Genomic DNA, 14,278 nt, shown 5'->3' on the forward strand with positions numbered 1-14,278 from the left:
TACCCACCATGACCGAACCACTCGCACGCGGACAACAGGATCGCGCAGAAGGTCCGTATCCGGCGCTTCATCACGTCGGTCGCGGAGTCGCACGGGAACTTGACATCCGCCTCGATGACCTGGCGATGCTCCGTCCTGTCCTGAGGCTCCCTGACTGGCGATCGAACCTGCGAGTCGGGGAACTTGCCTACGACAGTGTGGCGCTCTCGTCACTCGCGATCAGCCTGCTCGGAGATGATCGTGGCGAAACCGGCGTGCTGGAGAATCCAGTCTCCCTCGATGCGGCGAGAATTCAATCGTCCTTCGGCAGCGAGAAGGTGTTCCGCCTCAATGGTGAAGCCCCCTCGATCTGGGCGCCGCTTTCTGGGTTCTGGCGGGTGGCAGACGGGTGGGTGCGCACGCACGGCAACTACTCCCACCACGCGGAACGTCTCGCCCGGCTGCTCGGACTGCCCGCAGATGCCGAACGTTCCGCTGTCGAACAGGTGATGCTCGGCTGGTCGCGTTTCGATCTCGAAGAGCGGGCTGCCGCCTCCGGTGCTCTGGCCATCGCCGTGCGTGATCCTTCCGAATGGTGGGAGCATCCGCAGTATCCGGTGCTCCGTGAAAGCCCGGTCGTGCAGTTCTCCAGGGTCGGAGCTGCTTCGCCCCGCCCCTGGCGTGCGCACGGAATGCTGCCGCTCTCCGGTGTCCGCGTGCTCGATCTGACCCGGGTGATCGCCGGCCCCGTCGCCACCCGAGACCTCGCCGTCGCCGGGGCCGAGGTGCTGCGCATCGATTCGCCGCGGCTTCCCGAGGCAGGGTGGCAGCACCTCGACACCGGCCACGAGAAACGCTCCGCCCTGCTCGACCTCGATGACCCGGCGGACTTCGCCCGCTTCGAGGCGCTGCTCGCCGACGCCGACGTCGTGGTGCACGGCTACCGCCCGAATGCGTTGACACGCTACGGCCTCGACGCCGAGGCGTTGCACCGGCGTTTTCCCGGCATGGTCGTCGCCCAGCTCTCCGCGTGGGGCACGCACGGACCCTGGGGTGACCGCCGCGGTTTCGACAGCCTCGTGCAGGCCGCGACCGGCATCGCCGTCCTCGAAAGCCGCGACCGCGGCGCAACGCCCGGAGCGCTCCCCGTGCAAGCCCTCGATCACGCCACGGGGCACTTCCTCGCCGCCTCCATCGCCACCGCACTCCGCGCCCAACACGCCAACGGCGGCTCCTTCGACATTCGCCTCAGCCTCGCGCGCATCGCAAACGAACTCCTCGCTGCAGGACCCGCAGACGGCACAGCAGATACCACCGATACGCAGGAGCCGCTCATCACGCAGGTACCGCTTGCTTCCGTGGCTGGCGAACCTACGTCCGTCGTCACATGCGCGCCGCCCGTGCTCGGCTTCCCCGGCGCACCGTCGGATTATCCTTCACCGTTACATGGCTGGGGCAGTGACCAGCCGCGATGGAACAAGTGAACGCGGCTGTCCGCAAGAATGGGCTCTCACTCGACAGCGAGAGCGAGGGCCTTGTTATGTCATGCTTCCGTTTCAGCCCCTTATCGCGCGGACGCGCTCGCTTGCGCGCGCCGAGCGGCCGCAGGCGCTCGACTGTGTGCGTATGGTGTTCGTCCGGGCAGGTTCAGCGGACTTGTTCGGCGAGTTCGGGCGATACAGCGTCGACGTGGGAGACGCTGTGCTCATCGGACCGAGCGTTTCGTGCGGAGCGGTCCCAGACGGCCTCCTGACGTTCACGACGGTAGCTGTTGACACCGACTACGCGATCGATCAAGTCTTCTGGCAGCATGCCGAGGTTCTTCGCGACAAGTACGACGCTGAGGATTTTGCCGCAACGCTCTATCCCGACTCGTTCCAGGTGATGAGGTTGGGTGCTCAGTTTGGGGACGTGGTTTCGAGCCTGGATGAACTGGTGGCATTGAGCCGAACGGGCCAGTACCGTGAGCGTTTCAACCGGATGCAGTCACTCTGGTTCTCGGTGGCCGATATTCTCGCACTGCATCTGAGCACAGTGCCATTCGACGCCGTGGCATCGAGCCGTGCTCCTCTGCGGAACACACGGCCTCATATGCGTCGATTCGTCCCGATTCGGGCGGAGGCGCAGGCTGCCGCCTACCTGCTGGAGAATGAACCCGCGCGTCGTTGGACGTTAGATGACCTTGCTGCTGAAGTTCATCTATCTCGGTCGCATCTCGCTTTCGTCTTTGCGGCGACGTTCGGGAAGCCTCCGATGGCATACCTATCAACAATCCGGGCGAAGAAGATGGCCAAGTATCTGCGAGAGACCGACCTGCCGGTAGAGACCGTCCTGAGAATGGTCGGATGGCGCAGCCGGACACATGCGGCCCAAGTCTTCAGGGAGTTCTCTGGGGTGAATCCAAGCGAGTATCGCAGGCTCCGTGCTCGCGTGTTCTGACCTCTACAGTCCGGCCTTGCCCTGCTTCGTATGGACATCGCAGGCTTACCGGTGGTGCGGCCGGAAGCTCGGCTATGACTGTGCTACGTCGGGCGTCCCCGATCCGAGACCCTGACAGTTGGCATAGCTGCTGCTGCGCTGACTGCCGATGACTCGTTCCGGGCGAACCGTTCGGCGTACCTCATGGTGACAGGGCCGCCACCACTCCGGTGCGCGACCCGCCAGGGAGGAGGCGGATCATGGCTGCACCGAGGAGAAGTCCGGACGAGGCGCGCGCTGCGCGTGATGCGAAACTCGATGAGCTGCATGAGCAGTTGAGCGCGCAGGTCGAGAAGCTGGTCACGGATGATGACTGGAAACGTGCGCTCGAGTTCACCGCCCGGTTCCGGGCGCGCTCGTTCCGTAACACGTTGCTGATCTTCGTCCAGCATCTCGACGCGTATGAGCACGGCCGGCTCACGGCGCCGGAGCCGTCCTATGTCGCCGGGTACAAGCAGTGGCAGACGCTGGGCCGGCAGGTGGAGAAGGGGCAGCCGGGGTACATGATCTTCGCGCCGGTCACTGGCCGGTTCGCGTCCAGCAACCCTGCCGATCTGGAGTCCTGGCGTCGCCTCGGGCGGTTCGAGAAGCCGAGGCCCGGTGAGGTGACGCGGTCCCGGATGGTCGGTGTGCGGCCGGCGTATGTGTGGGATGTGTCGCAGACCAGCGGCGACCCGGTGCCGGAGCGGCCGAGCCCGATGCTGTTGGAGGGGCAGGCGCCGGACGGCCTGTGGGAGGGACTTGCGGCGCTGGTGGAGGCCGAGGGGTTCACAGTGCTGCGGGTCGATCACGAGGGCATGATCGGCGGTGCGAACGGCGTCACGGACTATTCGAACCGGACGGTCGCGGTGCGGTCGAATATGGACGACGCGGCGCAGGTGAAAACGCTCGCGCACGAGCTCGCGCATGTTCTGCTGCACGGTCCGGACAATCCGGACGCGGCCAGGCATCGCGGTGTCGGTGAGGTCGAGGCGGAATCGATCGCGCTGATGATCGGCGCCGCACACGGCATGGACACCACCGCCTACACGATCCCGTATGTCTCGGGGTGGGCGGGCACGGTGAAGGACCAGGAGCCGGCGGAGGTCGTGCAGGCCACCGGTGAACGCGTCCGTAAGACGGCCGGAACGATCCTCGACACCCTACCGACGGTCCAGGTCGGCACCGGTGACCCGCCCGGTCTTGCCCGTGAACCCGCCACGGCCGACCGTCCCGCACACCCAGGGCGCACTGCGGCCGTGCCTGCGGAGCAGCCGCGGCGGGTCGCGGATGCGCTGGTGAGGGGCCTGTGATGAGTGTCGCCAGTGTCCTCGCCGCGCTCGACCAATCGTCGTTGCAGCAGGCTGCGGCACGGCTCGCGGATGCCGGGGTGCCGGTGTTCCCGTGCGTGCCCGGCGAGAAGCGTCCGCTCATCTCGCACGGGTTCCACGAAGCGACCCCCGACCCGTCCCAGGTGGCGGCATGGTGGCGGAGGTGGCCGAGCGCGAACATCGGCATCCCCACCGGCAGCGCGTCGGGTGTCGATGTCGTCGATGTCGACCGCAAGCCGGGCGGCAATGGCTTCGACGCGTTCGGTCCCGCCCGAAGGGCGGGCCTCGTGGACGGATGGGCGGCGGTGGTGCGCACCCCGTCCGGTGGCGCGCACTTCTACTACCCGGCAGACCCTGGCCGGCCGCAATCGTCGTGGCAGGCCGCGGCGGCGCACGTGGACTTCCGTGGCACCGGCGGATACGTCATCGTCCCGCCCTCTGTCGTCACCACCGCGCATGGCCCCGCCAGGTACGCGATCGCGGCGGGAGCCGACCGAGCACCGGGCGTCGTGGATGCGGGCCGGCTGCGGGACTTCCTCAATCCGCGCCCGGCCGCGGCCGAGCATCGCGTGCGCGGCCCGCTCCGTTCGGAGGATGCGAAGCGGCTGGCCGCGTGGGTAGGGATGCGTGCCGAGGGCGAACGAAACCGGGGCCTGTTCTGGGCCTCCTGCCGCCTGGCCGAGGCGGGGCTGTCGTTGCCGGAGATGGTGGACGCGCTGGCCCCGGCCGGCGAACAGGTCGGGTTGCCGCCGCGGGAGGTCGTCACGACGATCCGCTCCGCCTACCGCGCCACCCACACCCACCCTGAGCCCTCCGGCCGTGAGCCCGGTGATGCTCCCCGGCAGATGCCGCGACTCGCTGGACGGGTGCTGTCATGACCTCGACCACGCCTGCGGCGGCGCGATTGAGGGGCGGCCGGGTGGCGGTAGCGACCGCGGTTGCGGGGACGGTGTTCATCGCGGCCGGCGCATTCTGGCTGTCATTCACTGCCCTGGCGGATTTGGCGCGCCGGTCTGGGATCGAAGCGGGGCAGGCGTGGGCGTGGCCGTTGATCGTGGACGGGATCATCGTCGTGTCAACGGTCGCCGTCGTCGCCCTCGCACGGCAAAGATCGGCGTGGTATCCCTGGGTGCTGCTCGCCGCCGGCGCGCTGGTGTCTGTCACGGCGAACGCGATCCACGCTGTTGTCGCCGCGGACGCGGACGTACCGGGTGTGCTGGCGGCGGCGGTGGCGGCGGTGCCTCCGCTGGTGCTGCTGGCGATCACGCACCTCACCGTCATCCTCACCCGCCCCGCACCCGGCGACGCTGCGCCCGGCTCCGTCGCCGCGACAAGTGCGCCGCCGAATGATGAGGGGCCTGAGATGCAGGTGATCGCCTCAGAGCCGGCGTCAGCGCGGACGCCGATGCGGGAGCTCGCGGCACGGCTGCGGGATGAGGAGGGCTGGTCGAACAAGGCGATCGCCCGGCACCTGGGCGTGCACCCGTCCACGGTGGGCCGCTGGTTCGCCCGCCCCGAACTAACCGCCCCGGACAGCAATGAGGAGACGCCATGAACGACGACCAGAACGCCCGCACCGACCACCATACTGCCCTGCACGAGCGCGCGGCACGCGAACCGGATCGGGCCGACGAGATGCCGCACGCGGGTGAGGCATCGCATGAAGGTGAGGTGTCGGCGCTGGCCCGTCACCGTGACCCATCGCTCACCGCCCGCACCTCCAAACCCGGCGCGGGTGCGAAGGTGCGGCCGGGGGTCGAGTGGGTGCGGCCGAGCGAGCTGATGGCGTCCCGGTCAGGTCGAGTCGCCGGGCGCGGCATCGACTTCCAGGCCGAGCTCGCCCGCCGTGCCCGACACGTGCCCGGCCAGACCTACCGGGCAGCACGGAGCAGTGCACGGTCGGGGGCACGGTTCGTCAGTGAGCGAGCACGGAGACTGCCGCCGGTGACCGCGTTCGGTCGCGGCGGCGGGGAGCAGTTCTCGTGGGTGTCGCGCTCGGGGATCGGGCTCGGGTAACCGTCATGACCGTCCCCAGCCGATCCGTGAGCGCGCCTGCTGGGGAGCGTGTGCGCACCTGCCTGTCAGGAGGTGCCGAATGAACACTGCAGCACCCCGCACCCACGCGGGGCGGGATCGTTTCGAGGACTCGGAGGCGCTGCGCGCCCTCCTCACCCGGCTCCATGAGGCCGGGCGTGGAGCGTGGCGGAATGACCCCGAGGCGGCGGCGCTGATGGAGCACGCCGCGAATAAGTACGCGGCCCTGGCCCGCAAGCATGGCCTGGATCCGTGGGAGGCCGCATCGGCCGCGTTCGAGGCGATGCGCGGGGCGGCAACCCGGCGGGCGGACGACCCGTGGGCGGTCGTGACGCGGGCGGTGCAGGTAACCTGCATCGGGGAGGAACGCGGCAACGGGCTGCTGTGCTCGGTGCACCAGGCGCGCCGCCCGAAGTATTCGGTGTTCCACGACGCCGAGCGCTTCAGCGACCGAGAGAACCCGCTGCCCGACTACCACCCGGCCTTCCGCTTCGACCCCTTCGCCGACCCGAGCGACGACGGCGAGGGCGACGGGGTTGGGGTGCGGGAGCGGGTGATGAACGTCACCGCGGCCGTCGAGGACACAATCGCGTTCCTGTCGTGGGTCGGGTGGGAACCGGCGACGGCGCGCGCGGCGGTCGAGTACATCACCACCCGGCTTGCGGAGACCTCCTCGCGGGCGTCGGCGTTCGAGGTGCTGCGCCGTGACCGGCAGGCCCGCGCCCTCCTCGACCTGCCCGGCACCTCGTGGACGGCGCTGCTGCGGATCGTGCTCGGCACCCCCGACCCGGCCCTCGCGCACACCAATACCGGGCGGGGCATGCTCGTGCGGCTGCTGATCGGCCAGCCCCTGCGCGCGCTCCTCACCGACGATGATCTGGTGATCGCGGCCGGGCTTGCCGCGCCACGCCTCGGAGACGATCAGGCATGAGCACGGTGCCGGCGGGGCATATCGAGTTGGAGCGCGCGGTCGACTCCATCATCGTGGGGCGCCGGCACCGGGGGGACTACGGCGATCTCGCACCCCTGGTCGAGTCGATCCGCCGCAACGGGCTGCTCCAGCCCATCACGATCACCCTCGACGGGCACCTGATCTGCGGTGCCCGCCGGCTCGCGGCGATCCGCCAGCTCGGCATCAAGACCATCAACGTGTGGGTGCGCAGCGGGATCTCCGACCGGCTCGGGGAACTCCTGGCCGAGCAGGACGAGAATCTGCTGCACAAGCCGCTGACCCAACTGGAAGCCGCCGCCCTTTACCGGGAACTGAAAGTGCTGCTGGCCGAGAACGCCGCCCGTCGGCAGGAAGCCACCCGGTTCCGGCCCGCTGGCGATGACGGAGAGGATGGTGGTGGAAATTTGCCACCACCGCAGTTCGAGCACGGCAAGTCCCGTTCGCAGGCGGCGATCATGGTCACCGGCCGTGACTCCCACAAGACGCTGGAGCGCATCGGCCGGCTCGAAGACCTCGCCGCCGACCCCACACAGCCCGCCACGGTCCGGCAGCGCGCCACGGAGGAGGTCGAACGGATCAGGGCCGGCGGCAGCGTCCATCCGTCCCACCTGCGTGTGAACGCCGAAGTGCGCCTCGCGGAACTCGACCAGCTCGCCGCCGACCTCGCCCAACCTGCCGAGGTGCGTGAGCAGGCACGAGCCGGAGCGGCGCAGATACGGGCAGAAGAACAGCAGACAAGGGCGGCGGAACTGGAGCAGCTGGCGAAGGCCGCGCTCGCCCGCGTCAAGGCCGCCAAAGCCACCGGGAAGAAAAAGTCGCAGCGTCCGACGCTGACAGCGGTGAACAGCGGCGCCCCGGTGCCGTTCCCGCTGAGCGTGTTTCTGGCGACCTGGGACGACATGACCGAATGGTGGACCCACTACGACCCCGCCGAGGTCGGCCCCGCCCTCACTCCGGAGCAGTGGACCCGGTTCGAGCAGACCATCGCCGGCACGCTCGCGTTCACCGACACCGCCCGCGCGGCCCGGCAGGACTAGGCCGAGCACATCGCCTGATTCCCGGTGACCTCTGCGGGGTGTGGGGTGTGCACCTTCCTGGCAACCACGACCTGCCGTTTGGGAAGGAACCCCGTTTCATGGACTCCGCCGCCCCTGATCGTCGCCGTCGCCGCGTCCTGATCGCCGCCATCGCCGCAGGCCTGGCCCTGCTGATCCTCGTCGGCGTCGGCATCTACGGACTCGTCCGCGGCCCCGTCACCCCCACCGACCCGGCGCCGCCCGAACACTCCACCAGTTCGACGGTGAGACCTGTCCCGGCACCCGGGAGGGAGCTGGAGGCGCTGGAGCAGAACGTGACCCCGGAGGTGTTCGCGCACGCGGTCGCGGAGGCGCTGTTCACCTGGGACACGGCCGCCGGGCACACCCCGTCGGAGTACGCGCAGGTGCTCGCGGACGCCGCGCACGTCAGCGAGGCCGACGCGTTCGTCGGCGACGTCCGCGCCTACCTCCCCACGACCGACGCGTGGGCGCAGCTACGCCAGTACGCCACCCGCCAATGGCTGACCATCGACCGCGTGTTCATCCCTACCGCGTGGGAGACGGCCGTCGCCCAAGCAGCCCCCGGTCAGATCCCGGCCGGGGCGGTCGCGTACACGATCGAGGGGACCCGGCATCGCGACGGCACCTGGGGCACCGCGCCCGTATCCGCCTCCCGCCCGGTGACGTTCACCGTGTTCCTCGCCTGCACCCCACCCGGCCGGAGCTCGGGCGCGGGTGAGTGTGAGGTGCTGCGGCTCTCCGAACTCGACAACCCCCTCCGCTAACGAGAGAGGACACTGTCGTGAAGAAGTTTGCGCTGGTCGCTCTCGCCCTGCTGCTGCTCACCCCCTCGATCTCGCTGATCGGGGTGGCGACCCTCGCCGGGACGTCGGCGACCGCGGCAGTGTGCACGCCGGGGTCGCTGGCGGTCGGCCCGATCCCGGACTCGTTGACGGCGACGACCCGGAACGGGGAGACCGTCACGCTGAATCGGACCCAGCTCACGCGTGCGGCGACGATCATCACCGTCGGCGGGCAGACCTCAGGCGTCGGCCGGCCAGGGGTGCAGATCGCGCTCATGGCCGCGCTCACCGAGTCCACGCTGCGGATGCTCGCCAACACCGGCGCCTACCCAGAAAGCGGCGACTACCCGAACGATGGCAACGGCTCCGATCACGACAGCCTCGGCCTGTTCCAGATGCGGCCCGCCAGCGGGTGGGGCACGGTCGCAGACCTCATGGACCCGATCTATCAGGCTCGAGCGTTCTACGGCGGCCCCACCGGACCGAACTACCCGAGCCCTCGGGGCCTGCTCGACATTCCCGGCTGGCAGCAACTCGACCCCGGCGAAGCCGCCCAAGCCGTCGAAGTGTCCGCCTATCCCGACCGATATCAGAACTATCAGCCGGTGGCCGACGCGATCCTCACCGCCCTCACCCGCCCCGCCCCCGACAGCAACGGCGGTGGTGGGGGTGAGACGCCGGTAGTGCCTGAGGCCACCCGGATCGTGTTCCCGCTCCCGGAAGGCACCTGGGTGCGGACCAGCCCGTTCGGGTGGCGCAGCGACCCGATCACCGGAGAGCGCCGCTTCCACGCCGGCTCCGACTTCGCCGCCGCCGATGGCACCCCGATCTATGCCGTCGCCGATGGGGTCGTCGTGCACGCGAACTACACCGACGGGGGCGGCGGTGTCATCATCATCGACCACACCGTCCGGGGTGAACGGGTCGCGTCGATGTACGTGCACATGTGGGCGCACGGCATCCACGTCGCCACCGGAGACACGGTGACCGCTGGCCAGCACATCGGCGATGTCGGCTCCTCCGGCCACTCGACCGGCCCGCACCTGCACCTGCAAATCCACCCCGGCGGCGCCGGGCATGATGCGGTCGACTCCGACGCCTGGCTCACCAACCATCACGCCGAAGGCATCACTGGCGGCGAATCGGCCCCTGCCATGTGTACCGCGACCGGGGGTGGGGTGTGATGGACGTGTTTCCCGACTTCGGCGGCGTCGGCGGCGCCGCCGAGCTGCGCTCCATCGTCGGGGCGTTGCTCATGTTCGTCCTCGTCACCGCCGTGCTCATGCTCATCATCTGCGCCATCGTCTGGGCGATCGCGTCCTCCACCGGCAACTACCAGACCGCGACGAAAGCCCGCACCGGCCTGTTCGTCGCCATCGGCGCGGCCGCCCTCGCCGGCGCCGGAGTCGCATGGGTCAACTTCCTCCTCGACCTCGGCGCGGAGCTCTGAATCATTGCGTTGGGGAGGCTTACTGGGCTTCCCTGACTTCACATTTGTCGAGAAGTCGTGCGAGGTAGCTGTACGCGGCGAGGCGTTCCATGCCTTCCTGCTCGGTCAGCTCGTCGCGCGTGTGCGTCGTCACATTCCGCACGGTCAGGTTCAGGCCGCTCGCGAGCCCGTTGAGCGCTTTCGCGAGTGGTTCCAGCCCACCTCTCATGCTCCGCGTGGTCTTGTCCGCAGGATCACCCGGCCAGGCGAGTTTCGGCTTGCCCTGCTCGGGCTCACCGGGCGAGAGGGTCTGTTGCCAGAACACGGTGTCATCCACGTCGGTGCGTCCGAGCTTCGCCTTCCAATGCACGGTCAGCGCCTCGGCCGACTCGCGAACCGCGACTCGATACTGATGCGTCGTCCAGTGCGCTGCGGCGGCGGACCAGATGAGCGGGTGTAGTTGGGAAGGCGCGAAACCGGGGAGTCCTGAGTCTTCAGCGGCCTCGGCCTCCGTCAGCAGGGCCCGTAGCCGGCCTCGGATCGTTGCCGCGGTAGAGCGGATGTCCTGTGGTGTGAGAAGCGCTTTGGGCGCAGACATGAGCGACCAATTAGCAATCGGGTCAATCACCCCGACCCCGGCGACCGCGATGTGAGCACCCGTGACCGGCACGGCTTGCGCTGCCGCTCCCGCCGTCTCCGCGACCCGGAGCGCGAGCTGTCGGATCGCCGCCTGATCCTCGCCGTCCTTCGCCCAGACCGTCGGGAACAATCCCCTCGAACTCATGTGATCGGACTCCACCTGGGTTTCCATCCATGCTTCGAACGCCTGCTCGAAATCTTCGACCGCCGCCATCAAACGTCGGAGGTAATCAGCACCATAGGCGGTCACGCCACGCCATCCTTTCCCAGGAACTCGTCGCGAACAGCGACCAGGTTCAGGAAACCATGCACCCCTGACACTTCGGGGATACGTCACGCGCACCTGACCGTCGAAAACCCGTCTCGACCAGTCAAGGAGCATCCCGTGATCGACATCGACCCCAACAGCTCGGGACTTCCCGGCATCGATCAGCTGCGCATCATCGTCGGCGCGGTCATGACCGTCGGCCTGATCCTCTCAGTGCTCGCGCTCATCGTCAGCGCGATCGTGTGGGGGTTCGGCGCGAACTCCTCGAACCCGCACCTCGCCAGCCGCGGGAAGGTCGGCGTGCTCGTCTCGTGCGGGGCGGCGATCATCTGCGGTGCCGCCGTGACACTGATCAACTTCTTCTGGGGCGTCGGGCAGGCCGTCTGATGCACACCCGACATGATTCCCGGCCGCGGGGGTGGCTGCGGTGAGCGTGTGCGATGTCCCGGTCATCTCCTCCGTCTGCGACGCCGTCGGCGAAGGCACCGCATCCCTGGTCGCGGCACCGTTCGACTGGCTCGCCCAGGCGATGGCCGGTGCTGCCGCATGGTTGTTCGAGGCCGTATGGGCCGTGTTCGACACCACCACCCTCGTCGAGGTCACCAGTCCCGAGTACGTCGGGGTGTACAACGTGCTGTTCGGGGTCGCGGTGTTCATCATGCTGGTGTTCTTCTGCTTGCAGCTCATCACCGGCCTCATCCACCGCGATCCCACCGCCCTCTCCCGCGCCGCCCTCGGCCTCGCGAAGAGCGTGCTCGGGTCGTTCCTGGTCATCACGCTCACGGCGCTGCTGTTGGAGGTGACCGACCAGCTCGCCGTGGGGATCGTGCAGGCCACCGGGAACACGATGGAAGGGATGGGGACCCAGATCGGGCTCCTCGCCGCGGGCCTCGCGACGATCAACATCGCCGCTCCCGGCGTCGGCGCGATCCTGACGATCTTCCTCGCCGGCCTCGCCATCAGCGCGGCGGCGATCGTGTGGTTCTCCCTGCTGATCCGCAAGGCACTGCTGCTGGTCGCGGTCGTGTTCGGACCGGTCGCGCTGGCCGGCGCGACATGGGATGCGACCAAGGGCTGGTTCGGGAAGTGGGCGGCATTCGTCATCGCCCTGATCTTCTCCAAGCTCGTCCTCGTCGTGATCTTCCTCGTCGCCATCGGCCAAGTGTCCGCGCCGATCGAGGCGGACCTGGCATCCATCTCGGACCCGATCGCGGGCGTAGTGCTGATGTTCATCGCCGCATTCGCCCCCTACATCACCTACAAGTTCCTGTCCTTCGTCGGTTTCGACATGTACCACGCGATGTCCAGCGAGCAGGAGGCGAAGTCGGCGCTCAACCGGCCCGTCCCGGTGCCGTCTGCCGCGAAGGCCGACTCCGCGAAGAAAGTCCTCGACGGCGGCGCCGACCCCGGCAGCAAACCCACCGGCAGCGGCGGCGGGTCGACGCCGCCACACTCCGGGCCACCGTCTGGCCCGCCCGCCGCTGGCACTGGTGCTGGTGCGGGTGCGGGATCCGCGGCAGGAGCCGGCGCCGGAACAGGAGTCGGGGCTGGTGCGGCGGCGGGTCCGGTCGGTGCCGCCGTGGTCGCCGGTGGTGCCGTGGTCGTGGGGGCTGCGACCGCAGGCCCGAAGGCGGGGAACGCGATCGGCGGTGCTGCGGACGCACAGGCCGGCGCCGCCGGCGAACAGGCCTCCCCGCCGCCCCCGGCCGCGCAGTCCACACCGCCGGCCCCGTCCACACGTCCTGGGGGCGCCCCGTCGTCGGCCACTCCACCGTCGGCCGCACAGACCCCGCCGGCGCCGCGGAAGTCGGACCCGCCGCCCCCGCCTGCCTCCAAGCCGACCGGGAAGGAGTAACCGATGTCTGCGAACGCGCACGCGTCCTCAAAGAGCGAGTATCCGCTGGCAGCGGTGCAGTTCTCCCGCCTGACCAAGCGCGGGATCATGCTCGGCCTGTCCCTGCCCCAACTCATCGTGCTCGGCATCGCCGTACTCACGGTCGTGTTCTCCCTCTACCTCGGCGGCGGCCTCGGGTTCGCATGGACCGCGCCGGTCTGGGCGTCCTGCGCCCTGCTGGCGGTGATCCCAGCCGGCGGGCGGAAGGTGATCGAGTGGGTGCCCATCGTGGCGCGCTGGCTGACCCGCACGTATCTCGGGCAGCTCATCTACCGGCGCCGCATCATCCGGCCCCGGCCCGCCGGCACCCTCGCCTTACCCGGCGATGCGGCACCGCTTCGGGAATGGGAGGACCCGGAGACCGGCGCGGCGATGATCCACGACCCGCACGCGCAGACCCTCACCGCGATCCTCGGCGTGTCCCATCCGGCGTTCGTGCTGCTCGACCCCGGCGAGCAGCAGCGCCGCGTCTCCGGGTGGGGGCGGGTGCTGGCCGCCACCTGCCGGTCCGGGAGGATCGCCCGCATCCAGGTGTCCGAGCGGACCCTGCCCGATTCGGGCACGGGGCTCGCGGAATGGTGGCGCACCCATGGCACGGACGACGGCTCCTGGGCGGCGACCACTTATGCGGAACTCATCGACCGGGCAGGGCCCGCCGGGGAGAGGCATGCGACCACGATCAGCGTCGCCCTCGACATGAAAACCTCCGCCCGGCAGATCAGAACCGCCGGTGGCGGGATCCGCGGTGCCGCTGCCGTGCTGCGGCAGGAGATGACCACCCTCACCACGGCGCTGCGCGCCGCGGAACTCACCTCGGCCGGATGGCTGACACCCGGACAGGTCGCCGTCATCCTCCGCGGCGCCTACGACCCCGCCGCCGCACCCGCCCTGGAACGCCACGGCTACCTCGGCCGCGACCTCGCCACCGCCGGGCCGGTCGCCGTCACCGAAACCTGGGAACGGCTGCGGTCCGACAGTGCGCATCATGCGGTGTTGTGGATCAGCGAATGGCCCCGCTCGCAGGTGTATCCCGGGTTCCTCGCCCCGGTCGTGCTCACCGGCGGCATCCTCCGCACCCTCGCCCTGCACTATACCCCGGTGCGCGCCGATCAGGCCGCTCGTGACCTGCGGAAGAAGAAGACCGAACTCATCTCCGACCAGGCACAGCGCCGCAAGATCGGGCAGATCGAAGACGCCGCCACCAGCGCCGAACTCGATGACGTGCTGCAACAAGAAGCCGACCTGACCGCCGGGCACGGCGTCCTGCGCGTTTCCGGGCTCGTCGCTGTCTCCGCCCCGACTGTCGATGAACTCGACGCGGCCGTCGCCGCCGTCGAGCAGGCCGCCATCCAAGCGTCCTGCGAAACCCGTCGCCTCGTCGGCCAGCAAGCCCAAGCCTTTACCGCCACAGCGTTGCCGCTGTGCCGCACCGTCTGACCCGTATCCATCGCTTCT

Annotated in this window: 15 protein-coding genes; 14 read left to right on the forward strand and 1 reads right to left on the reverse strand. The window is 69.2% G+C overall.

The features are described from left to right. The first annotated feature begins 8 nt into the window (after positions 1-8). The 11 genes from LRQ07_RS11215 to LRQ07_RS11265 all read left to right on the forward strand — a co-directional run bounded on the left by LRQ07_RS11215 (position 9) and on the right by LRQ07_RS11265 (position 10,043). A complete protein-coding gene (locus tag LRQ07_RS11215) occupies positions 9-1,463 on the forward strand; it encodes a CoA transferase (RefSeq protein WP_256534648.1) in 1,455 nt (484 codons plus the stop codon). Positions 1,464-1,605: 142 nt separating this feature from the next. Beyond that, positions 1,606-2,418 carry a helix-turn-helix transcriptional regulator gene (locus tag LRQ07_RS11220; RefSeq protein WP_256534649.1) on the forward strand — a complete coding sequence of 271 codons (813 nt, stop codon included), beginning with the start codon at positions 1,606-1,608 and terminating at the stop codon, positions 2,416-2,418. 239 nt (positions 2,419-2,657) lie between these two features. Continuing rightward, positions 2,658-3,749, forward strand: coding sequence for an ImmA/IrrE family metallo-endopeptidase (locus LRQ07_RS11225; RefSeq protein WP_256534650.1), 1,092 nt, complete (start codon positions 2,658-2,660; stop codon positions 3,747-3,749). Beyond that, a complete protein-coding gene (locus LRQ07_RS11230) occupies positions 3,749-4,645 on the forward strand; it encodes a bifunctional DNA primase/polymerase (RefSeq protein WP_256534651.1) in 897 nt (298 codons plus the stop codon). Before LRQ07_RS11225 ends, LRQ07_RS11230 begins: the two co-directional genes overlap by 1 nt. After that, complete coding sequence (locus tag LRQ07_RS11235; RefSeq protein WP_256534652.1) at positions 4,642-5,322, forward strand: DUF2637 domain-containing protein; 681 nt, start codon at positions 4,642-4,644, stop codon at positions 5,320-5,322. The genes LRQ07_RS11230 and LRQ07_RS11235 overlap by 4 nt, the downstream gene beginning before the upstream one ends. Next, on the forward strand, positions 5,319-5,783 hold the full coding sequence (locus LRQ07_RS11240; RefSeq protein ID WP_256534653.1) for a hypothetical protein: 465 nt from the start codon (positions 5,319-5,321) through the stop codon (positions 5,781-5,783). The genes LRQ07_RS11235 and LRQ07_RS11240 overlap by 4 nt, the downstream gene beginning before the upstream one ends. A gap of 79 nt (positions 5,784-5,862) precedes the next feature. Beyond that, positions 5,863-6,732, forward strand: a complete 870-nt coding sequence (locus LRQ07_RS11245; RefSeq protein ID WP_256534654.1) for a hypothetical protein — start codon at positions 5,863-5,865, stop codon at positions 6,730-6,732. Further along, positions 6,729-7,790, forward strand: a complete 1,062-nt coding sequence (locus LRQ07_RS11250; RefSeq protein ID WP_256534655.1) for a ParB N-terminal domain-containing protein — start codon at positions 6,729-6,731, stop codon at positions 7,788-7,790. The genes LRQ07_RS11245 and LRQ07_RS11250 overlap by 4 nt, the downstream gene beginning before the upstream one ends. Positions 7,791-7,888: 98 nt before the next feature. After that, a complete protein-coding gene (locus LRQ07_RS11255; RefSeq protein WP_256534656.1) occupies positions 7,889-8,575 on the forward strand; it encodes a hypothetical protein in 687 nt (228 codons plus the stop codon). Between the two features lie 17 nt (positions 8,576-8,592). Next, positions 8,593-9,777 carry a M23 family metallopeptidase gene (locus LRQ07_RS11260; RefSeq protein ID WP_256534657.1) on the forward strand — a complete coding sequence of 395 codons (1,185 nt, stop codon included), beginning with the start codon at positions 8,593-8,595 and terminating at the stop codon, positions 9,775-9,777. Beyond that, positions 9,777-10,043: a DUF6112 family protein gene (locus LRQ07_RS11265; protein ID WP_256534658.1), complete on the forward strand. Its 267-nt coding sequence runs from the start codon at positions 9,777-9,779 to the stop codon at positions 10,041-10,043. Before LRQ07_RS11260 ends, LRQ07_RS11265 begins: the two co-directional genes overlap by 1 nt. 19 nt (positions 10,044-10,062) lie before the next feature. Here the strand turns inward: LRQ07_RS11265 and LRQ07_RS11270 are convergent, their stop codons facing one another. Next, positions 10,063-10,911: a TIGR02391 family protein gene (locus LRQ07_RS11270; RefSeq protein ID WP_256534659.1), complete on the reverse strand. Its 849-nt coding sequence runs from the start codon at positions 10,909-10,911 to the stop codon at positions 10,063-10,065. Positions 10,912-11,046: 135 nt separating this feature from the next. On the opposite strand from LRQ07_RS11270, the gene LRQ07_RS11275 reads away from it, so the two are divergent. Genes LRQ07_RS11275 through LRQ07_RS11285 form a run of 3 tightly spaced genes read left to right on the forward strand, consistent with a single transcriptional unit; the run spans position 11,047 to position 14,260 of the window. Further along, positions 11,047-11,316 (forward strand): DUF6112 family protein, encoded by a 270-nt coding sequence (locus tag LRQ07_RS11275; protein WP_256534660.1) that lies wholly within the window; start codon positions 11,047-11,049, stop codon positions 11,314-11,316. 40 nt (positions 11,317-11,356) lie between these two features. Then, a complete protein-coding gene (locus tag LRQ07_RS11280) occupies positions 11,357-12,784 on the forward strand; it encodes a conjugal transfer protein TrbL (RefSeq protein WP_256534661.1) in 1,428 nt (475 codons plus the stop codon). Between the two features lie 3 nt (positions 12,785-12,787). After that, entirely contained in the window at positions 12,788-14,260 is a 1,473-nt protein-coding gene (locus LRQ07_RS11285; RefSeq protein WP_256534662.1) for an SCO6880 family protein, read from the forward strand. Positions 14,261-14,278: the final 18 nt, after the last annotated feature.

Source organism: Microbacterium sp. J1-1, assembly GCF_024498615.1.
Taxonomy (GTDB): domain Bacteria; phylum Actinomycetota; class Actinomycetes; order Actinomycetales; family Microbacteriaceae; genus Microbacterium; species Microbacterium aurugineum.